The 20,908-nt window shown below is 36.8% G+C and carries 17 protein-coding genes and 1 pseudogene; 15 read left to right on the top strand and 3 right to left on the bottom strand.

The window, feature by feature from the left end; genetic code table 11:
• From purQ to purD, 7 genes are read left to right on the top strand one after another with little or no spacing between them, the layout of a single operon-like run.
• Positions 1–681: a phosphoribosylformylglycinamidine synthase subunit PurQ gene (purQ, locus tag BW732_RS02785; RefSeq protein WP_077275363.1), complete on the top strand. Its 681-nt coding sequence runs from the start codon at positions 1–3 to the stop codon at positions 679–681.
• The gene (gene purL / locus BW732_RS02780; RefSeq protein ID WP_077275362.1) at positions 681–2,912 is read left to right on the top strand and encodes a phosphoribosylformylglycinamidine synthase subunit PurL; all 2,232 of its coding nucleotides are present in this window, start codon (positions 681–683) and stop codon (positions 2,910–2,912) included. The genes purQ and purL overlap by 1 nt, the downstream gene beginning before the upstream one ends.
• Positions 2,888–4,303, top strand: a complete 1,416-nt coding sequence (gene purF, locus BW732_RS02775; RefSeq protein ID WP_077275361.1) for an amidophosphoribosyltransferase — start codon at positions 2,888–2,890, stop codon at positions 4,301–4,303. Before purL ends, purF begins: the two co-directional genes overlap by 25 nt.
• Positions 4,304–4,325: 22 nt before the next feature.
• Positions 4,326–5,372: a phosphoribosylformylglycinamidine cyclo-ligase gene (gene purM / locus BW732_RS02770; RefSeq protein ID WP_077275360.1), complete on the top strand. Its 1,047-nt coding sequence runs from the start codon at positions 4,326–4,328 to the stop codon at positions 5,370–5,372.
• Positions 5,369–5,980, top strand: coding sequence for a phosphoribosylglycinamide formyltransferase (gene purN / locus BW732_RS02765; RefSeq protein ID WP_077275359.1), 612 nt, complete (start codon positions 5,369–5,371; stop codon positions 5,978–5,980). Before purM ends, purN begins: the two co-directional genes overlap by 4 nt.
• Positions 5,943–7,484 carry a bifunctional phosphoribosylaminoimidazolecarboxamide formyltransferase/IMP cyclohydrolase gene (gene purH, locus BW732_RS02760; protein WP_077275358.1) on the top strand — a complete coding sequence of 514 codons (1,542 nt, stop codon included), beginning with the start codon at positions 5,943–5,945 and terminating at the stop codon, positions 7,482–7,484. The genes purN and purH overlap by 38 nt, the downstream gene beginning before the upstream one ends.
• An 18-nt stretch (positions 7,485–7,502) precedes the next feature.
• The gene (gene purD, locus BW732_RS02755) at positions 7,503–8,738 is read left to right on the top strand and encodes a phosphoribosylamine--glycine ligase (protein WP_077275357.1); all 1,236 of its coding nucleotides are present in this window, start codon (positions 7,503–7,505) and stop codon (positions 8,736–8,738) included.
• Between the two features lie 50 nt (positions 8,739–8,788).
• Here the strand turns inward: purD and BW732_RS02750 are convergent, their stop codons facing one another.
• The 3 genes from BW732_RS02750 to BW732_RS02740 form a co-directional block, all read right to left on the bottom strand.
• Entirely contained in the window at positions 8,789–9,787 is a 999-nt protein-coding gene (locus BW732_RS02750; RefSeq protein WP_228414962.1) for a D-2-hydroxyacid dehydrogenase, read from the bottom strand.
• Positions 9,788–9,868: 81 nt separating this feature from the next.
• On the bottom strand, positions 9,869–10,387 hold the full coding sequence (locus BW732_RS02745; RefSeq protein ID WP_161485501.1) for a LysR family transcriptional regulator substrate-binding protein: 519 nt from the start codon (positions 10,385–10,387) through the stop codon (positions 9,869–9,871).
• On the bottom strand, positions 10,327–10,788 hold the full coding sequence (locus tag BW732_RS02740; RefSeq protein ID WP_077275355.1) for a LysR family transcriptional regulator: 462 nt from the start codon (positions 10,786–10,788) through the stop codon (positions 10,327–10,329). The genes BW732_RS02745 and BW732_RS02740 overlap by 61 nt, the downstream gene beginning before the upstream one ends.
• 194 nt (positions 10,789–10,982) lie before the next feature.
• On the opposite strand from BW732_RS02740, the pseudogene lpdA reads away from it, so the two are divergent.
• The 8 genes and pseudogenes from lpdA to BW732_RS02700 all read left to right on the top strand — a co-directional run bounded on the left by lpdA (position 10,983) and on the right by BW732_RS02700 (position 20,805).
• Positions 10,983–12,388, top strand: a pseudogene (gene lpdA, locus BW732_RS02735) (dihydrolipoyl dehydrogenase).
• 25 nt (positions 12,389–12,413) lie between these two features.
• On the top strand, positions 12,414–13,457 hold the full coding sequence (locus BW732_RS02730) for a PTS sugar transporter subunit IIC (RefSeq protein WP_077275354.1): 1,044 nt from the start codon (positions 12,414–12,416) through the stop codon (positions 13,455–13,457).
• 18 nt (positions 13,458–13,475) lie between these two features.
• A complete protein-coding gene (gene pdhA, locus BW732_RS02725) occupies positions 13,476–14,579 on the top strand; it encodes a pyruvate dehydrogenase (acetyl-transferring) E1 component subunit alpha (protein ID WP_077275353.1) in 1,104 nt (367 codons plus the stop codon).
• Positions 14,580–14,581: 2 nt separating this feature from the next.
• Positions 14,582–15,559, top strand: coding sequence for an alpha-ketoacid dehydrogenase subunit beta (locus BW732_RS02720; protein ID WP_077275352.1), 978 nt, complete (start codon positions 14,582–14,584; stop codon positions 15,557–15,559).
• Positions 15,560–15,586: 27 nt separating this feature from the next.
• Positions 15,587–17,185: a 2-oxo acid dehydrogenase subunit E2 gene (locus BW732_RS02715; protein ID WP_077275351.1), complete on the top strand. Its 1,599-nt coding sequence runs from the start codon at positions 15,587–15,589 to the stop codon at positions 17,183–17,185.
• Between the two features lie 24 nt (positions 17,186–17,209).
• Positions 17,210–18,121, top strand: coding sequence for a phosphate acyltransferase (locus BW732_RS02710; RefSeq protein ID WP_077275350.1), 912 nt, complete (start codon positions 17,210–17,212; stop codon positions 18,119–18,121).
• Between the two features lie 7 nt (positions 18,122–18,128).
• Positions 18,129–19,196 carry a butyrate kinase gene (buk, locus tag BW732_RS02705; protein WP_228414961.1) on the top strand — a complete coding sequence of 356 codons (1,068 nt, stop codon included), beginning with the start codon at positions 18,129–18,131 and terminating at the stop codon, positions 19,194–19,196.
• 130 nt (positions 19,197–19,326) lie between these two features.
• Positions 19,327–20,805 (top strand): IS1182 family transposase, encoded by a 1,479-nt coding sequence (locus BW732_RS02700; RefSeq protein WP_077275348.1) that lies wholly within the window; start codon positions 19,327–19,329, stop codon positions 20,803–20,805.
• Positions 20,806–20,908 lie beyond the last annotated feature (103 nt).

Here is a 20,908-nt window from a genome sequence, read left to right as displayed (position 1 = left end):
ATGAAGTTTGCAATTATTGTTTTTCCCGGATCAAATTGTGATGTTGATTTACATCATGCGTTCAATGGCGTTCTTGAAGTTGATGCTAGTTATGTCCCACATACAGCTGATAGTCTTGATGGTTTTGATGGAGTATTAATTCCAGGCGGTTTTTCATATGGTGATTATTTACGTTGTGGTGCGATTGCTCGTTTTTCACCAATCATGTCAGAAGTTAGGCGTTTCGCAGAAGAAGGTAAGCCAGTATTTGGAACATGTAATGGCTTTCAGATTTTAACTGAGGCGGGATTATTACCTGGTGTGTTACTAAAAAATGAGTCGTTACATTTTGTTTGTCAAACAGTCGATGTAACAGTTGAACAGACACAAAATCAGTTTACTAGAAAGTATAAACAAGGCCAAACACTACGTTTACCGATTGCTCATGGCGAGGGAAATTATTATTGTGATGCTGATACATTAGAAAAGTTAAAAGCAAATAACCAAATTTTGTTTACTTACACGACAGAAAATCCAAATGGTAGTTTGGAAAATATAGCAGGAATTACGAATGAGCGAGGCAATGTTTTAGGAATGATGCCCCACCCAGAACGAGCGATGGAAGCTTTGCTTGGTTCTGAAGATGGTAAAAAGTTATTTGAATCTATGATTGCATCGGTCACAGAAGGAGGAGACAACTAATGACGCTTGTTAAAGAGCCAACGCCACAAGAAATAAAAGAGCAACGAATTTATTCTGAGTGGGGACTAACGGATGATGAATATCATCATATCAGTGAAGAATTATTAGGACGTTTACCAAACTATACAGAAACAGGTTTATTTTCTGTGATGTGGAGTGAACATTGTTCTTATAAAAACTCTAAACCAGTCTTACGAAAATTTCCGACAACTGGACCGCAAGTACTGCAAGGGCCAGGTGAAGGAGCGGGTATTGTTGACATTGGGGATGGGTTGGCAGTAGTTTTTAAAGCTGAAAGCCATAATCATCCTTCTGCTGTTGAACCTTACGAAGGAGCCGCTACAGGTGTTGGTGGTATTATTCGTGACATTTTTAGTATGGGTGCTCGTCCAATTGCTCTACTTGATTCATTGCGTTTTGGTGAGTTAACGTCTGAAAGAACGAAACATCTAGTTGAACAGGTTGTTGCTGGGATTGGTGATTATGGCAATTGTATTGGTATTCCAACTGTTGGTGGCGAAATTCATTTTGATGACTGTTATGAAGGGAATCCTTTAGTTAACGCTATGTGTGTCGGCTTAATTAAGCATGAAGATATTCAAAAGGGTCAAGCAAAGGGCGTAGATAATTCGATTATGTATGTTGGTGCTAAAACAGGACGTGATGGTATTCATGGGGCAACTTTTGCATCAGAAGAATTTGAAGAAGGCGAAGAACAACAACGTTCTGCTGTTCAAGTTGGCGATCCTTTCATGGAAAAATTATTGATGGAAGCATGTCTTGATGTTATTCATCATCATTCAGATAGTTTAATTGGTATCCAAGATATGGGCGCTGCTGGACTTGTGTCATCAAGTTCTGAGATGGCCTCTAAAGCGGGAGCTGGTCTTGAACTCTATCTTGATGATGTTCCACAACGTGAAACTGAGATGACACCGTATGAGATGATGCTATCTGAGTCGCAAGAACGGATGCTTTTATGTGTCAAAAAAGGTCATGAAACAAGCATTAAAGAGTTATTTGAAGGATATGGATTAGAAGCTGTAGTGATTGGAAAAGTAACACGAGATAAACAGTACCGTTTATTTCATGAGGGAAAAGAAGTCGCTAACGTTCCGGTTGATGCTTTGGCTGAAGATGGACCTGTATACCATAAGCCTTATTCTGAACCAAAACGTTTAGCTGAATTTGCAGCATTACCAGATTTTTCCCCATTAATTGTTGATGTAGGCGACACGCTACTAGCTTTACTTTGTCAACCAACGATTGCATCTAAACGTTCATTCTTTAAAACATATGATTCTCAAGTGAGAACGAACACTGTGGTTGGGCCTGGGAGTGATGCTGCTGTTTTACGGATCAAAGGAACGACTAAGGCATTAGCTATGACGACTGATTGTAATGCTCGTTATCTTTATTTGAATCCAGAAATTGGTGGAAAAATTGCTGTTGCAGAAGCAGCGCGAAATATTGTTGCCAGTGGTGCGACACCATTAGCTATTACAGATTGCTTAAACTATGGATCACCGGATAAACCAGAAGGCTTTTTTGAATTATGGACATCAGCTGACGGCATTAGTGAAGCGTGTAATGTTTTAAAGACGCCTGTTATTTCGGGCAACGTGTCACTTTATAATGAAACGAACGGTCAATCAATTTATCCGACTCCAGTGATTGGTATGATTGGATTAATTAATGACTTATCACATATCACCACTCAATCATTTAAGCAAGTAGATGATTTGATTTATGTTATTGGCGACACATTAGCAGATTTTAATGGTACGGAATTGCAAAAAATGTTATTAGGACGGATTGAAGGACGACTAAATCCAATTGACTTATCTGTAGAGAAAATTAATCAAGAGAAAGTCTTAGCAAGTATTCACAATGGTTTGGTGTCAAGTGCGCATGATTGTTCAGAAGGTGGACTGGGAGTTGCTCTAGCAGAATCATGTTTTGAGAATCAATTAGGTATGGAAGTCACGGTTGATTTACCAGCAGCGTATCTATTTTCAGAGACTCAATCACGTTTTGTGGTATCAATTTCACCAGATAACCAAGTTGAATTTGATTCATTGATGGGAGAATCAGCAACGTTAATTGGTAAAGTAACTGCAGAACCAGTCATGATTATTCAGACGAAAGATCAACGAATGGAAGTACCTGTTGCAACCGCTAAGAAAAATTGGGAGGAAGCTATTCCATGTCTTATGAAGTCAGAAGTTTAAATGAAGAATGCGGAATTTTTGGTATTTGGGGACATCAGGAAGCATCGCGTGTGACGTATCTAGGGTTACATAGTTTACAGCATCGTGGACAAGAAGGGGCAGGTATTGTGTCTAATGATCACGGAAATTTAAAAGGTTATCGTAATTTAGGTTTGTTATCAGAGGTTTTTGCTAACCCTGATACTTTGGACACATTAACTGGTGAGGCTGCTATTGGTCATGTTCGTTACGCAACATCAGGTAGCGGTGAAGTAAATAATATTCAACCGTTTTTATTTAAATTTTATGATGGAGACTTTGCACTGGCACACAATGGGAACTTGATTAATGCAAAATCTTTGCGCTATCAAATTGAGAATGAGGGTGGTATTTTTCATTCGAATTCTGATACAGAAATTTTGATGCACTTAATTCGTAAAAGTACAGAAGAGACTTTTGATCGACGTTTAAAAGAAGCGCTGACCCAGGTTAAAGGCGGTTTTGCCTATTTATTATTAACGGATACAGCGATGTATGCAGCGCTTGATCCTAATGCTTTTCGTCCGTTAGCCATTGGTCAAATGGCTAACGGGGCCTATGTTATTTCGAGTGAAACGTGTGCGTTAGACAGTATTAATGCCCGATTCATTCGCGACGTTGAACCTGGGGAATTAATTAAAATTGATGATTCAGGGTTGATGATTGATTCCTTTACATTAGATACAACGTATTCGATTTGTGCGATGGAATATATCTATTTTGCTCGTCCAGATAGTAATATCAAAGGAATTAATGTTCACCGGGCACGTAAAAATATGGGGATTGCATTAGCCAAAGAAGCAAAAATCGAGGCAGACATGGTGATTGGGGTACCTAATTCCTCCTTATCAGCTGCCAGTGGGTACGCTGAAGCTAGTGGAATTCCTTATGAAATGGGATTAGTTAAAAATCAGTATATTGGTCGAACTTTTATTCAACCAACACAAGAATTGAGAGAACAAGGCGTTCGCATGAAATTATCAGCTGTTCGGGGTATTGTCGAGGGACAACGCGTTATTCTCGTAGATGATTCGATTGTTCGTGGGACGACATGTAAACGGATTGTCCGATTATTAAAAGATGCGGGTGCCAAGGAAGTTCATGTCCGTATCTCATCACCGCCTTTAAAATTCCCTTGTTTTTATGGTATTGATATTCAAACCAAACGTGAATTAATTGCGGCAAATCATAGCCTTGAAGAAATTTGTCAGATAATTGAAGCAGATTCATTAGAATTTTTAAGTGAATCGGGATTAATTGAAGCGATTGGTTTAGATTTAGAGGCACCTTACTCTGGGTTATGTATGGCCTATTTTAATGGCGACTACCCAACTGATTTATATGATTATCAAGCAACGGTTGATTGTGACTAAACGAAAGATTAAGGAGATTATCATGACGAATGCATACCAAGCGGCTGGAGTCGATGTTGAGGCTGGCTATGAAGTAGTGGAACGAATTAAAAAGCATGTCAAACGAACGGAACGCTTAGGCGTAATGGGGGCAATTGGTAGTTTTGGTGGTTGTTTTGACTTAAGTCAATTAGGCGTAAAGGAACCTGTGTTAGTTTCGGGAACTGATGGTGTGGGAACCAAATTGATGCTAGCAATTCAAGCGGATAAGCACGATACAATAGGTATCGATTGTGTGGCGATGTGTGTGAATGACATTATTGCTCAAGGGGCGGCACCACTTTATTTTTTAGATTATCTAGCGACTGGGAAAAATTATCCTGAAAAGATTGAACAAATTGTTGCTGGCGTAGCAGAAGGTTGCGCTCAAAGTCAGATGGCTCTGATTGGTGGGGAAACGGCTGAAATGCCTGGTATGTATCAGGAAAATGACTATGATTTAGCCGGTTTTGCAGTTGGTGTTGCAGAAAAAAGTCAATTGTTGCATCCGAGTAATATTCAAGTAGGTGATCGCTTAATTGGTTTACCATCAAGTGGGATTCATTCTAACGGCTATTCACTCGTTCGTCAGATTTTATTCAAGCAACATCAGTTTCAATTAATAGATTACTTACCAACAATCACGACAGAAAATCTAGGCGAGCTGTTGTTAACTCCTACTCGGATTTATGTATCAAGTGTTTTACCTTTAGTTAAAAAGCAATTAATTAATGGAATGGCGCATATTACAGGTGGTGGATTCATTGAAAATATTCCACGGATGTTACCTAAAGAATTAGCTGCACAGATAACACTAGGTTCGTGGCCTATTTTGCCTATTTTTAAGGAATTAGCTAGACTGGGCCAGTTGTCTGAAGAGGAGTTATTTGGGGTCTTTAACATGGGAATTGGAATGGTACTCGCAGTATCTCCTGATAGATTATCAGCAGTTAAACAAATATTAGAGGCGCAAAATGAGTCTTTCTATGATATTGGTGTTGTAACAAAACGTATGACGGACGCAATTACTTTTGATGGAGAAGCACTATGAGATTTGCAATTTTTGCATCCGGTAATGGATCGAATTTTCAAGCTATCGTAGAAAGCGTCCAACAACAAATGATTACTGGTGAGTTAGCTTGTTTATTTTGTGATCAAGCGACGGCGTACGTTGTCGAACGTGCCAAACAGTTAGGCATTCCTTATTATGTGTTAGAAAAAACAACGCAACACACTAAAAGTGAATATGAAAGCCAAATTTTAGCTATTTTAAAGCAAGAAGATATCGAGTTAATTGTGTTAGCAGGTTATATGAAGATTATTGGAACAATACTACTTGAAGCCTACCCAAATAGAATTATTAATTTACACCCATCATTATTGCCACTATTTCCCGGTAAACAAGCTATTCTTGATGCTTTTAATGCCCGAGTATCAGAAACAGGAATCACTATTCATGTTGTTGATGATGGTGTTGATACAGGCCCAATTATTTATCAAGAAGCTCTTACTATTAAAAAAAATGAATCATTGGAGTCTTTAGAAAGACGGATTCATCAATTAGAACATCAAATTTATCCTCAAATTATTCAAAGTTATATGATAAAAGGAGAACACAAAAATGTCGAAAAAGTTAGCCCTATTAAGTGTGTCAGATAAAACAGGAATTGTTGAGTTTGCGACATCGCTACAAATTATCGGTTTTGATATTGTATCAACTGGTGGAACACAGCAAGTATTAACTAATGCAGGAATCACGACATTGTCTGTCGAAGAGTTAACGCAATTTCCTGAAATGATGGATGGACGTGTAAAGACACTTCATCCGATGATTCATGGGGGGTTATTGGCTAGACGCGGTGATTCTAACCATCTCGAAGCACTGGAAATACATGGTATTCGACCAATTGATTTGGTTTGTGTTAATTTATATCCTTTTAAGGAAACTATTCAAAAAGCAGATGTTACTTTTACCGAAGCTATTGAAAATATCGATATTGGTGGTCCAAGTATGCTGCGTAGTGCTGCTAAAAATCATGACAGTGTGACTGTTCTAGTTGATGCAAGTGATTATTCACTTGTCTTAGAAGAGATGACACTAACTGGTGATGTTAGTAATCAAACGCGTCAACGTTTAGCAGCCAAAGCATTTCGACATACGGCAAGTTATGATGCGGTTATTGCAAATTATTTAACAGCAGTTGTTTCAGAAGAGCTACCGGAGTCGCTAACGATTTCCTATGATTTAAAGCAATCCCTTCGGTATGGTGAAAATAGTCATCAATCGGCAACTTACTATGAGGCAAAATTACCAACAGCGTATTCGATTGGTCAAGCACAACAATTACATGGTAAGGAACTTTCTTATAATAATATTCGAGATGCTGATGCAGCTATTCGTTTATTAAGTGAATTTGACACACCAACAGCTGTCGCTGTAAAACACATGAATCCATGTGGTATTGGCACCGGTAATACGATACAACAAGCATTTAGAGCTTGTTACGATAGTGACACTATATCGATATTCGGTGGCATTGTGGCTGTCAATCGGCCAGTTGATTTAGAGTTAGCGGAGATCCTTCATCGTATTTTCCTTGAAATCGTTATTGCACCAAGTTTTACGACCGAAGCATTGGAAATTTTAAGTCAAAAGAAAAATATTCGTTTGCTACAATTAGAGACAGACCAAGAGATTAGTGCGCATGAAAAAGAATATACCTCAGTTTTAGGTGGATTACTTGTTCAAGAACTCGATCATGGTTTTGATCAAGTTGAAAATTGGGAGGTAGTTACAGATAGAAAACCAACGGCCGAAGAGATTGCTGCACTAAAATTTGCCTGGGCAGCGGTTAAACATATTAAAAGTAATGCTATTGTTATTACGAATGCCCATCAAACATTGGGTGTTGGTGCTGGACAAATGAACCGTGTTGGTGCGTTGAAAATTGCTTTAGAGCAAGCAAGTCATCGTTTAGAGAATGCTGTAATTGGTAGTGATGCATTTTTCCCAATGTCTGATAGTATCGAATTAGCTGGGAAATCAGGGATTAAAGCTGTGATTCAACCTGGTGGAAGCATCAAAGACCAAGACTCAATTGATATGGCTAATCGATACGACATGACGATGATTTTTACAAAAACACGTCATTTCAAACATTAAAGGGGGGCTTATCTAATCATGAATATTTTAGTGATTGGTCAAGGCGGTCGTGAACACTCGATCTGCCAAAAATTAGTTGATAGTCCGTTAACAAAGCATGTTTATTGTGCTCCTGGAAATGTTGGTATGATACATGATGGTATTGAATTAATTGGTATTGAAGCACTAGATTTTGAGGCTTTACTTCAATTTGTTAAAGAGAAAGAAGTTACTTATACAGTAGTTGGACCAGAAGCTCCCTTAGCTGCTGGAATTGTTGACGTTTTTAGGGCTGCAGGCTTAGCCATTTTGGGGCCAACTCAGGCAGCGGCACAAATCGAAGGATCAAAAGACTTTGCTAAACGTTTAATGAATAAATATCAGATACCTACAGCAAAACATCAAACATTTACTGATTTATCCAAAGCTATCGAGTATGTCAAAGTTGAGGGTGCACCAATTGTCATTAAAGCCGATGGTTTAGCAGCAGGTAAAGGTGTAACTGTGGCGCAAACAGTGGAAGAAGCTATCAAAGCCTTAAAAGCCATTTTTTCTGAAGTAACAGCTAAAGTGGTTATTGAAGAATGTTTGGTAGGTCAGGAATGTTCTTATTTAACGTTTGTTTCAGAAAATGGTATCTTTCCAATGATTACATCACGTGACCATAAAGCCATTTTCGATGGTAATCGTGGACCAAATACAGGTGGTATGGGTGTTTTTAGTCCAGTACCAGAAGTCACAACAGCTCTCGAACAACTCATTCTTGAGACAATTGTACTTCCAACAGTTGAAGCCATGAAAGATGAAAAGCGACCTTTTACAGGTATTTTATATACAGGATTAATGCTAACTGAAGAAGGGCCTAAAGTAATTGAATTTAATGCTCGTTTTGGTGACCCCGAAACGCAAGTCTTACTTCAACAATTAGATAGTGATTTAGCACAAGTTTTTTATGATTTATTGCATAATCAAATGCCTAAACTAACATGGAAGCAAACAGCTAGTGTAGGTGTAGTTATTGCATCTATTGGTTATCCAGGTAAATTTCATCAAGGAGTGCCTTTACCTGACTTAACCAATTTGCCTCATGATATTCAAGTTTATTATGCAGGAGTGGCAGAAAATAATCAGCAATTAGTTTCTGCCGGTGGTCGGGTCCTGCTTGTAACTACTACTAGTCAGACAAAAGAACTTGCACGGAAACGATTATACGATTGGCTAGAAACGATGGATTTTAGTCACTTTTATTATCGTAGTGATATTGGCTCTAACTAATAAAAACTCTTACCTCAGTCAAAAACGACAAAGGTAAGAGTTTTTTTGTTTTATGGATTAACAATAGTATCTGCGGTTCCGTTAGTTAAAATAGAGAGGCACGCATCAAGACCACCAAATACAAGGTTTTCTACAGCTGTTTCTGTATAAAAGGCTATGTGAGGTGTATATAAAACATCTTCACGATTGATTAATTCTTCTAAAATAGGATCGTTTAACGTTTTCCCAGACCAATCTTTTGTAACATATGGCATCTCATTTTCATAAGTATCTAATGCACAACAGCTAATTTGTCCAGAATCTAATGCAGCAATTAAGTCTTTTGTATCAATAATTGCTCCACGTGCTGGGTTTAATAGAATAGCGCCAGGTTTCATCTTATTAAAAGTTTCGGTATTGAATTGATGGTAGTTATCATCTGTTAATGGCATATGAATGGTTAATAAATCTGATTGTGCTAAAAACTCATCAAATGAATCAATATAAGTTAAATAGTTTTCAGCATTTGGATTTTGATATACATCGTAACCGATAACTTTTGCACCAAAAGCAGCAAATAGTTGTGCTGTAATTTGTCCAATTCTCCCAGTCCCCATAACACCAATTGTTAATGATCGTACTTCTCTTGCTAAAATTGATTTGTCCCAACTAAAATTATGATTTTTAACTCTTTTCTGAATCGCTTGCATATGTCGCAAACAATTTAGTGCACTAGCAACAGTAAATTCAGCAATAGCATTTGGTGAGTAAGCAGGTACGTTTGTAATCGAGATACCGTGTTTTTTTGCTTCTTTTAAATCATACATATCTACACCAGCTGAACGTTGAGCAATTTGTCTAAAACCATCTTGACTTAATTTTTCATACATTTCGGCTGGAATGCCCATTGTTTGCTGTAAGCTAAGTCCATCATATCCATTTAATAAGTGATAGGTATCATCGCTTAAAATATCAGTTGATACCTCGATTGTTACATTATGATCTTTAGCCCATTTCTCGGCAAATCTACGTTCATCTTCTCTAGCACCCATCATTAAAATTTTAGTCATAGCCCACTATCTCCTTTTAAATTTATTAAGTTCCTACTTTGAGTATAGACGTCGGGTATAAATTCAACTAATAGTTTTTTTCTATAGGCTTATAGATTTTGTTGATGGTTCTGAAATTTTGTGATTGGTAATAAATTCTAAACATAAGGCGGCAGCGGGACTGAGAGGTTTGTTTTTCTTATGAACAACAACAATATCAAATGGTTTAATTTTATCTTTAATTGGTATCCAAACTAGTGGTAAGTGATTGTACATTTCCCTCAATTGAATAGGTAATAAAGCTACTGATTTATCAGTTAAGACATTATTAATTAAAACATCATGGTTATTACTCATAAAGTTAATTTTACAGTTAAATCCGTTCTCACGTGCAATATTTTTCAATACATGCCAAAGCACATAATCTTTACTCATCGAAGAGAAAGTTTCATTTTTTAAATCTTTTATTGAAATAATCTCTTTTGTTGCTAAGGGGTGGTCTTTATGCATTAGAACGTAAGCATCATAATGGAAGACATGGAATATATTACGTTCAATTTCTAAATTTGATTCGACAATTGGATAAGAAACAATACCAATTTCAAGTTCCTCATTAACCACTTTTTTTGAGTTTTTACCGATCCATTTTCTTCAATAGTAATTTGGAAATTAGGATAGACTTCCATAAATTTTTGAATAAGTGGCATAAATACTGGTGAAATAACAGCATTTGAACCAATCTTGATTTCTTTTTTTTCTAAGCTATAGTCAGTTTTTATCGTTTCTGAAAATTGGTCGAGTTCATTAATAATTGTAACGGCTTTTTCAAACAAAGCACTTCCAGACGTTGTGGGCATTACCTTGTTTCCGACCTGATATAACAATTTAACACCTAATTCTTCTTGCAGTTTTGTCATATTCCAAGAAAGTGTTGGTTGAGTGACGAATAAATTTTTTGCCGCGTGAGAATAATTTTGAGATTTAATAATTTCAATAAAGTATCTTAATTGTCTCAATTCCATGGATGATTCCTCGCTATACAATTTATTTTATGTGGCTATAGAATTAATTGATTTCAAATTTGTGAAATTAACCTCTATACTAAAGGTGCAGCGCGGATAAAGCGCTTACCAAAAGAGTAAATGGCCATAACAAATCTAGTATAACGCATGGCTAACTCTTTATAAAGGGGAAAAAAGAAAGGAAGTGTTTTTTAATGGTTGTTGGTGATTTTGAGAGCTCATTAGGCACAGTTGTCATCGGTGCCGGCCCAGGAGGATATGTTGCAGCAATCCGAGCAGCCCAGTTAGGTAAAAAAGTAACACTAATTGAAAAAGAGTATGTAGGCGGCACATGTTTAAATGTTGGATGTATTCCTTCTAAAGCATTGATTGAAGCAAGTCATGCTTACCAAGAGATGTTACAACCTAAATTCCGAGGGGTTCAAGCAGCAAATGTCAACCTCGATTTTTCAGAAATTCAGAAATGGAAAAATGAAGAAGTTGTGACTAAATTGACTGACGGCGTTCGTTTCTTATTGAAAAAAATAAAGTCGACGTCATTGAAGGTACTGGCTATTTTATGGATGAATCACGAATCCGTGTGATGCACGAATTTGGTGGGGAAACATATACATTTGATGAAGTTATCATTGCGACAGGTAGTACACCTATTGAAATTCCAGGATTTAAATTTGGAAAACGTGTCTTAGATTCAACAGGTTTACTGAATATTTCAGAACTGCCCAAAAAATTAGTAGTTATTGGTGGTGGCTATATAGGTAGCGAATTAGCGGGAGTCTTTGCTAACTTAGGCACAGAAGTTACGATTATTGAAGGACAATCACGCATTCTTCCAAATTTCGATAAGAAACTTGTGTCACTAGTTGAAGCAAACTTTAAAAAGCATCATGTCACTATTGAAGCAAATGCCAAAGCCAACAGTGCCATAGCAACAGATGATGGTGTTGTTGTTACTTATAGTGTTGACAATCAAGAGAAGACTATCGAATGTGATTATGTTTTAGTATCAGTTGGACGCAAGCCAAATACATCTGAATTAGGTTTGGAACGAATTGGGATTGATACATATGAGAACGGTCTAATTAAAGTTGACGATAAGTGTCAAACATCGTTGGAAAATGTTTATGCGATTGGTGATATTGTTCCAGGTTTAGCACTTGCACATAAGGCAACTTATGAAGCAAAAGTAGCAGCAGAATCAATTGCAGGTCTTGATGTAACAGTTGATTATAGAGCAATGCCAGCTGTTTGTTTTACAACACCAGAATTAGCAGCAACGGGTTTAACAAAAGATGAAGCTGTGGAATTAGGACATGATACTAAAGTATCAGAATTTCCTTATTTAGGAAATGGTCGAGCGTTATCAATGGGTAAAACAGAAGGCCTAATCCAATTGATTAGCGACAAAGAAACAGGAATGATATTAGGCGGACAAATTGCTGGAGTAAATGCAAGCGATATCATTACTGAGATTACGTTAGCAATTGAAACTGGTTCGACATTAGAAGATTTAGCATTGACTGTTCACCCACACCCAACCATTAGTGAAGCGATTATGGAAGCTGCAGAAGTTGGTTTAGGGTTACCGATTCATATTTAAAAAATTCATCATAGGAGATGATTAAATGTCAATAAAAACGATTAAGCCAAAAGATTTTACCATGAATGTATTAAATGGTGTAGCGTTGGGAGTTGTTGTATCACTAATTCCAGGTGCTTTACTAAGCGAGTTATCAAAAGCGTTAGGCTGGTCATTCGGTTTAACAGCGACAGGTATTGCTCAAACGTTAATGCCAATTGTCGTTGGAGTAGCTGTGGCAATTAATTTTAAATTTACACCGATTCAAATTGGTTCGCTAGGAATGGCCTGTGTGGTCGGTTCGGGTGTTGCTCGTGTCAATCCAGAAGGTGGGTTCATCTTTCAAGGAACTGGTGACGTTATTAACACGGGATTAACTGCAGCCATTGCTGTACTTATTATTTTATTATTAGGTGAAAAATTACAAGCATTTACGATTTTAGTTATTCCGACAATTGTGACGGTGATTGGTGGAGGATTGGGTTTACTTCTTTTACCATATGTTAAATATATTACGATGTTATTAGGTCAATTTATTGCAACTTTAACGGATTTACAACCAGTACCAATGGCGATTGCAATTGCAGTTATGTTCTCAATGATGATTGTATCGCCGATTGCGACAGTCGGGATTGCGACTGCCATATCATTATCAGGAATTGCATCTGGTGCAGCTAACTTAGGTATTTGTGCAGCTGGATTTGGTTTATGTATTGCAGGTTGGAAAGTGAACGCTATTCCAACATCCCTTGCTCACTTCATTGGTTCACCAAAAATGCAAATGGCCAACGTGATGGAGAGACCCAAAATCATGCTTCCTATTATTTGTAATGCGGCAATCACTGGTTCATTAGCCTCATTCTTAGATTTACAAGGGACGCCATTTAGTGCCGGCTTTGGCTTTAGTGGTCTAATTGGCCCAATCAATGCACTAGCTTTAGCAGATGGTGGTTGGAATTTTGGGAATATTCTTAAAGTAGTCATAGCATTTGCTATTGTTCCAATTATTTTAGGCTTTGTCTTTAATTATTTATTTAATAGAAAAATTGGTATTGCATCACCAGAAGATTATAAATTAGATTTCAACTAAGAGAGGAAGAGACAAAACATGAGTAAGAAAGAATTTAAGTTATTTGATGATATGGTAACGAAAAGTGCAGAAGCGGTTCCTTTTGTCCAAATTTTAAACGAAGAAGGTAAATTAGTTAACAAAGGGGCTAAAAGTTCTTTAACGGATGAAGAATTAGTTGCTTTAATGAAAAATCTTGTTTGGGGACGTACAGTCAACGAACGATTAATTTTAGCTGGTCGTCAAGGACGTATTGGTAACTTGCCTCCATCTGAAGGGCAAGAAGCGTCACAATTAGCAACATTGTTTGCAATGAAAAAAGAAGATTTCTTAATGCCAACTTATCGTGACGTTATTCCATTGGTTAGCCATGGTATGCCAATGAAAAATGCAGTGTTATGGTATCGTGGACACGTTGCAGCTAATATCCTACCAGAAAATGTGAATGGGTTACCAGCACAAGTTATTATTGGTTCACAATATGTGCAAGCAGCTGGACTAGGCATGGCTTATAAACGTGATAAAAAAGATCAAGTTGTTATGACTTATATCGGTGATGGTGGTTCATCTCAAGGTGACTTCTACGAAGGTATCAACTTTGCTGGTGTATTTGAATCTCAAGCAGTCTTTATTGTCCAAAATAATCAGTATGGTATTTCAGTACCTCGAGAAATGCAAACAAAAGCTAAAACATTAGCTCAAAAAGCAGCAGCAGCAGGGATTCCAGGTATTCAAGTAGATGGAATGGACCCGTTAGCATTGTATGAAGTAACAAAAATGGCTCGTGATTATACAATGGCAGGCAATGGCCCTGTCTTGATTGAGACATTAACTTATCGTTTTGGTCCACATACATTATCAGATGATCCGACACGCTATCGTACTCAAGAAGAATTAGAGTCATGGTTAGCGAAAGATTACATGATCCGCATGAAAAAATATTTAGGTGAAAAAGGATTGTGGTCAGAAGAGTTAGAGCAAGAAGTCATCGATGCAACAATTGTTGAGATGAACGATGCACTAGACGCTGCAGATGCTGAACCGGCACAAAAAGTCTCTCAATTATTAGCAAATGTCTTTGAAGTACCAACACCAAGAATCCAAAAAGAGATTGAAATGTATCGCGCTAAGGAGGAGAAATAATAATGGCAGTTAAAAATATGGTACAGGCGATTAATGAAGCCTTAACACAAGAAATGAAAAACGATGAAAGAATTTTAGTTTTTGGAGAAGACGTTGGAACAAATGGTGGCGTATTCCGTGTAACAGACGGTATGAGTGCTGAACTAGGCGCAGACCGTGTCTTTGATACACCGTTAGCAGAATCAGGTATTATGGGCTTAGCAATGGGTCTTGCTTTAGGTGGTTATCGTCCAATTCCAGAAATCCAATTCTCAGGGTTTACAATGGAAGCAATTGATGGGTTATTAGGACAATTAGCCCGTCACCGTTACCGCATGGGTGGAACTGAAGGCGTTCCAGTAACAGTTCGTTCAACTTTTGGTGGTGGCGTTGGAACACCAGAACTTCACTCAGATAACTTAGAAGGACTATTTAGTCAATCGCCTGGTTTACGTGTAGTTATTCCAAGTGGACCTTATGATGCGAAGGGCTTATTAACAGCATCAATTCGTAATAACGATCCAGTTTATTTCTTAGAACATTTGAAGTTATATCGTTCAGTGAAAGAAGAAGTTCCTGAAGAACAATATGTCATTGAGTTGGATAAAGCTAACATCGTTCAAGAAGGAACAGATATTACAATCGTTACGTACGGTGCGATGGTACATGAATCGAAAAAAGCAATGGAAGTTTTGACCAAAGATGGTATTTCTGTAGAGTTAATCGATCTACGAACAGTTGCACCATTTGATATTGATACAATCCTTGCTTCTGTGAAGAAAACAGGTCGAGTGGTAGTGGTTCAAGAAGCACAACGTTTAACAGGTGTGGGTAATCAAATTATGGCTGAAATTGCTGAGGGTGCAATGTATGATTTAGAAGCATCTATTGGACGTGTTGCAGCACCAGATAGTCATTTCCCATTTGGTCAGGCAGAATCTATTTGGTTACCAAATGCTAAATTGATTGAAGATGAAGTAAGAAAAATAATAGCAGAGTAATAATCAAATTAGGAGGAGAATGGACTTATGGCTTATATATTTAAATTACCTGATGTGGGTGAAGGATTAGTCGAAGCAGATATTTTGCAATGGTTTGTTAAAGAGGGCGACTTTGTTAAAGCAGATGATTCATTAGTAGAAATTCAAAATGATAAATCAACGATGGAAATCCCATCACCAGTTTCTGGAAAAGTTATCAGAATTTTAGTGCCAGACGGGGTAGCGAAAGTTGAAGAAGGAATTGTCGAAATTGAAACAGATGAAGTTGCGAGTGAAGCAACACAGACACCAGTTGATGAAGCAGCGCCTCAAGTAGCGCCTCAAGTAGCACCACAAACTGTAAGTAGTGCTAACTATATCTTTAAACTACCAGACGTAGGTGAAGGATTAGTTGAAGCAGATATTTTGCAATGGTTTGTTAAAGAAGGCGATGTCGTTAAAGCAGATGATTCATTAGTAGAAATTCAAAATGATAAATCGACAATGGAAATTCCATCACCAGTTTCAGGAACGATTGTTAAGATTTTAGTACCAGATGGTGTGGCTAAAGTTGAAGAAGGAATTGTAGAAATTAAAACAACTGATGGTCAAGTGACTACACAAGACTTTGCAAATGATACTGTCTCAGTTGGAACTCAAACTGTGGCATCAACACCAATTAATGCGACTAGAACTACGAATGTCCGCGCATTACCATCGGTTAGACGGTATGCTAGACAACATGGTGTAGATTTAACAGGTGTTACACCAACTGGACCAAATCATAAAATTTTAAAATCAGATATCGATGCTTACTTAAGTGGAGGACAGACTGTCGCACCAAAACCAGTACTAGAGACAGTTGAGGCTACTCATGAAGTGAAATCTGAGACAGTTACAGCACCAAAACCTGCTCCGGCATTAGAAAATGACAATGGCGACTGGGTAGAAAAAATGTCACCACTTCGTCGTGCAATTGCTAAAGCAATGGTAACTAGTCGTACTGAAATTCCACATGTAACCGTGTTCGATAAATTACGTACTGAGAAATTAGTAGAGCACCGGACTATGTACAAAGAAATTGCAAAAGCTGAAAATGTTCGTTTAACTTATTTACCATATGTTGTGAAAGCAATGGTGGCAATGTTAAAAGCTTATCCTTCATTGAATGCATCAGTTGATATGAAGAATTCGACAATTATTCACCGTGGTAGCATCAATATTGGAATTGCTACGAATACTGAGCATGGTTTGTTTGTTCCAGTTATTAAACATGCTGATCGCAAGAGTGTGTTTGAAATTGCTCAAGAAATCTCTGAACTATCAGAAAAAGCATTGAATAACAAACTAACAAAAGCTGATATGAGTCATAGCTCAGCAACGATTACAAATATTGGTGGTATGCCAGATGCAGGTGGTATTTGGTCAACACCAATCATTAACTATCCTGAATCAATGATTATGGGAATCTCAAGAATTTCTGATGAAGCAGTAGTTAACGCTGAGCGAGAAGTTGAAGTGGCATCAATTATGCGTCTATCATTTGCTTTTGATCACCGCTTAGTTGACGGAGTTGAAGCACAAAATGCTTTGGCAGTCTTTAAACAAGCATTAGGCGATCCAAACTTAATGTTATTAAAAAACTAAATAAATAGTTATGGAGGTGCTCAAATGGTTGTCACATCATTTGCACAATTAAAGAGTCACCTTTCAACTAATACACAAGAACCAAAAAAAGTCGTTGTCGCAAATCCAACAGATGAACAAACAGTAATGGCAGTTTTAACTTTATTTGCAGACAACATTTTGACACCGATATTTGTTGGTGACAAAGAGCTTATTTTACCACTACTTGATAAATTAGCTATTTCGGTTGATGTTTTAGAAAAATTAGAGATAGTTGATGTTAAAGGAGATGAAGAAACAGCTAGAAAAGCTGTTTCTTTGATCCGTAGTGGATATGGTGATGTATTAATGAAGGGTCATATACAAACTAGAGATTTATTAAAGGCAGTTGTTAATAAAGAACACGGGATTAGAGAACAAGAGGCTTTATCACATGTAGCAATCAATGAAATCCCCTATTATCATAAATTATTATTTTTAACTGATGGGGGGATGATGTTAACTCCGGATTTAGATATGAAAAAAGCCATTCTACAAAATGCATTAAATTTAACTAATAAACTAGGTTACACACACACTAATGTCGCTGTATTAGATGCTAGCGAGAGTGTCAATCCTAAATTACAAGCTTCACTTGATGCTAGAGCATTAAAAGAAGCTAATGAAGCAGGGGAATTTGTGAATGCAACTGTTGAAGGGCCTATCTCGTTAGATCTATCTCTTAGTAAAGAAATAGCTGTGGAAAAAGAGTATGACAGTCCAGTAGCTGGTGAAGTGGATATTTTATTAGTGCCAGATATTGTTTCTGGCAATCTTTTAGGAAAAAGTATGATTACGTTTGGTCAAGGTAAAATGGCTGGTTTGGTATTGGGAGCTACTGTACCTATTATTATCACGTCACGAGGATCAACAACTGAAGAAAAAATTAATTCATTAATGATTGCGTGTGCAATGTAGGGAGGCTATGATGAAAAAAGTATTAGTAATTAATCCAGGGTCAACTTCAACAAAAGTAGCCTATTATGAAGATAAGCAAGAGTGTTTAAACGAGAGCGTGCATCATGAAACGACGGAACTAGAAAAATTTGACACAATTGCTGATCAGTACGAATATCGTTTAGCATTGATTCAATCATTTTTAGATGATAAAAAAATTGATCGAACCGATTTTGATGCAGTTGTTGGACGTGGGGGGTCTTTACCACCTGTTGAAGCAGGAGCATTCTTAGTAAATGATACAATGATTGATTGGTTGGTTAATAAAACAGATGTTCATCATGCATCTAATTTAGGTGCAATGTTAGCTAAAGGTTTTCAAGAACAAAGCAAAGAGGATTGTATTGCAATGATTTATGATCCAATTACAGTCGATCAATACCATGAATTATCTCGTGTTTCAGGTCTAAAAGGTGTAAAACGCCGTAGTATTGGCCACATGTTAAATATGCGGGCAATTGCAATGAAAACAGCACAAGATTTAAATAAAGATTATAATGATTTGAATTTAATTGTGGCACATTTAGGTAGCGGGTCAACAATTAGTGCACATGAACATGGCCGAATGATCGATTTATCGTTGGATGACGAAGGTCCATTTTCAGTGGAACGTACGGGCAGTTTATCATTAAAAGAAATTATTCCGTTATGCTATACGATGTCACAAGCAGAAATGATGACTTGGTTACGTAAAAAAGGTGGCATGATTTCTTATTTAGGTACAAATAGTGGTATCGAGGTAGAGCAACGTATTGCAGCAGGTGATGAGGAGGCTAAGCTTATTTTTGAAGCGATGGCCTATCAAGTAGCTAAAGGAATTGGAGAATTAGCAACTGTTTTAAAGGGAAATGTTGATCAGATTGTTATTACTGGTGGTTTAGCATATTCTAATTTATTAACAGATTGGATTACAGAACGTGTATCTTTTATCGCACCAGTGACGACTCATCCAGGTGAATTTGAAATGGAAGCTTTAAGAAATGGCGCGTTAAGAGTATTGTCTGGTGAAGAAGTCCCTCATGATTTTTCACTATGATGAATTAAAGAGGCAAATTTGAAAGGCAGAGACTAGTATGCTAGTCTCTGCCTCAGACTGTAGACAAAGTATCAAAAATTTGATACTTTGTCTTTTTTTCTTGGTAAAATAGAGAAAAGGAGTTGCTTCCATGCTAAAAAAACAAGATATGAGCAAACGTAATCAAATTGGTTTTTATTCTCTAGAAGATTTAGTTCCCAAGGAACATCTATTAAGAGATATTGATAAATATGTAGATTTTAATTTTATTTATAAGTTAGTTGAAGATAAATACGATGAATCAAATGGCCGCCCTAGTATAGATCCGGTTCTATTAATTAAACTTCCGTTGATTCAGTATCTTTATGGTATAAAAAGTATGAGACAAACTATTAAAGATGTTGAGGTTAACATGGCTTATCGCTGGTTTTTAGGTTTGGATATCGAAGATGCTGTTCCTCACTTCTCAACCTTTGGCAAAAATTATTCTAGAAGATTTCGTGGTACAGATATCTTTGAACAAATATTTTACGGCATATTAGAACAGTGTATTGAAGCTGAATTAGTGGATACTTCTGAAGTATTTATTGATGGTACTCATATAAAAGCACATGCAAATAATAAAAAATATGAAAGTAACGAAGTTACTGAAGAAACTCTTTTTTATGTGGAATCACTACAAAAAGAAGTTGAAATAGATAGAGAAAAAAGATTAAAAAAGCCCTTAAAAAGAAGAGAGGAAAGTGAAAATCAGGTAAAACATAAAAAAATTAGTAAAACAGATGATGAGAGTGGTTGGTTCCATAAAGGAGAGCATAAACAGGTTTTTGCTTATGCTGCACAAGTAGCATGTGACAAGAATGGTTGGGTTTTAGGATATACAACTCATCCTGGTAATCAACATGATAGTCGGACATTCATCGATATCTATAATAAATTACAAAGTCACTTTACCTTAGATAAATTAGTAATGGACGCTGGATACAAAACACCTGGTATAGCCCATTTATTATTTCAAAATAATTTAACACCTATTTTTCCATATAAAAGACCTATGACCAAAAAAGGATTTTATAAAAAACATGATTATGTTTACGATGAATACTACGATCAATATATCTGCCCTAATGTGAAAATTTTAAGCTATACAACAACTAACAGAGACGGATATCGTGAATACAAAAGTAATACGTCTGATTGTAGTCAATGCCCTTTGATTGCCTATTGTACTGAGTCAAAAGAAAAGAGGAAATTAATTCAACGACATTTATGGGAAAATGATATGGAACGTTGTGAAGACATACGTCATTCCCTTGGAATGAAAGCTATATATAATAATCGAAAACAAACAATTGAGCGATTATTTGGAACGGCAAAAGAATTTCATGGCTTACGTTACACTAATTTAATTGGGAAAGAAAAAATGCACATGAAAATTGGGCTCACTTTCGCATGCCTTAACATTAAAAAATTAGCAAAAATGCTTAAATTAAGAGACCTGAAGGGCTCTATTTTTTTATCTATTTTGGGAATTTTATCAAAAATAATGATAAGATACAAAAAAACAAACCAATTACCCTTTATGAGCAACTGGTTTGTCTTCAATCTGAGGCAGAGACTAGTATGCTAGTCTCTGCCTTTTTTTATTTCGCATTCTACAGATATTTTAGGTGAATTTTATGGCGTTTTAACGTATAATGAAGAAAAGACCGAGGAGGACTGACTAAGTTACT

This window comes from Vagococcus penaei (genome assembly GCF_001998885.1).
Taxonomy (GTDB): Bacteria; Bacillota; Bacilli; order Lactobacillales; family Vagococcaceae; genus Vagococcus; species Vagococcus penaei.
This window is presented reverse-complemented; position numbering and strand designations above follow the sequence as displayed.

Excerpts from the sequence above, each read along its gene's own strand:
- purQ (WP_077275363.1), top strand. The coding sequence starts at position 1 with ATGAAGTTTGCAATTATTGTTTTTCCCGGATCAAATTGTGATGTTGAT.
- purL (WP_077275362.1), top strand. The coding sequence starts at position 681 with ATGACGCTTGTTAAAGAGCCAACGCCACAAGAAATAAAAGAGCAACGA.
- purF (WP_077275361.1), top strand. The coding sequence starts at position 2,888 with ATGTCTTATGAAGTCAGAAGTTTAAATGAAGAATGCGGAATTTTTGGT.
- purM (WP_077275360.1), top strand. The coding sequence starts at position 4,326 with ATGACGAATGCATACCAAGCGGCTGGAGTCGATGTTGAGGCTGGCTAT.
- purN (WP_077275359.1), top strand. The coding sequence starts at position 5,369 with ATGAGATTTGCAATTTTTGCATCCGGTAATGGATCGAATTTTCAAGCT.
- purH (WP_077275358.1), top strand. The coding sequence starts at position 5,943 with ATGTCGAAAAAGTTAGCCCTATTAAGTGTGTCAGATAAAACAGGAATT.
- purD (WP_077275357.1), top strand. The coding sequence starts at position 7,503 with ATGAATATTTTAGTGATTGGTCAAGGCGGTCGTGAACACTCGATCTGC.
- BW732_RS02750 (WP_228414962.1), bottom strand. The coding sequence starts at position 9,787 with ATGACTAAAATTTTAATGATGGGTGCTAGAGAAGATGAACGTAGATTT.
- BW732_RS02740 (WP_077275355.1), bottom strand. The coding sequence starts at position 10,788 with ATGGAATTGAGACAATTAAGATACTTTATTGAAATTATTAAATCTCAA.
- BW732_RS02730 (WP_077275354.1), top strand. The coding sequence starts at position 12,414 with ATGTCAATAAAAACGATTAAGCCAAAAGATTTTACCATGAATGTATTA.
- pdhA (WP_077275353.1), top strand. The coding sequence starts at position 13,476 with ATGAGTAAGAAAGAATTTAAGTTATTTGATGATATGGTAACGAAAAGT.
- BW732_RS02720 (WP_077275352.1), top strand. The coding sequence starts at position 14,582 with ATGGCAGTTAAAAATATGGTACAGGCGATTAATGAAGCCTTAACACAA.
- BW732_RS02715 (WP_077275351.1), top strand. The coding sequence starts at position 15,587 with ATGGCTTATATATTTAAATTACCTGATGTGGGTGAAGGATTAGTCGAA.
- BW732_RS02710 (WP_077275350.1), top strand. The coding sequence starts at position 17,210 with ATGGTTGTCACATCATTTGCACAATTAAAGAGTCACCTTTCAACTAAT.
- buk (WP_228414961.1), top strand. The coding sequence starts at position 18,129 with ATGATGAAAAAAGTATTAGTAATTAATCCAGGGTCAACTTCAACAAAA.
- BW732_RS02700 (WP_077275348.1), top strand. The coding sequence starts at position 19,327 with ATGCTAAAAAAACAAGATATGAGCAAACGTAATCAAATTGGTTTTTAT.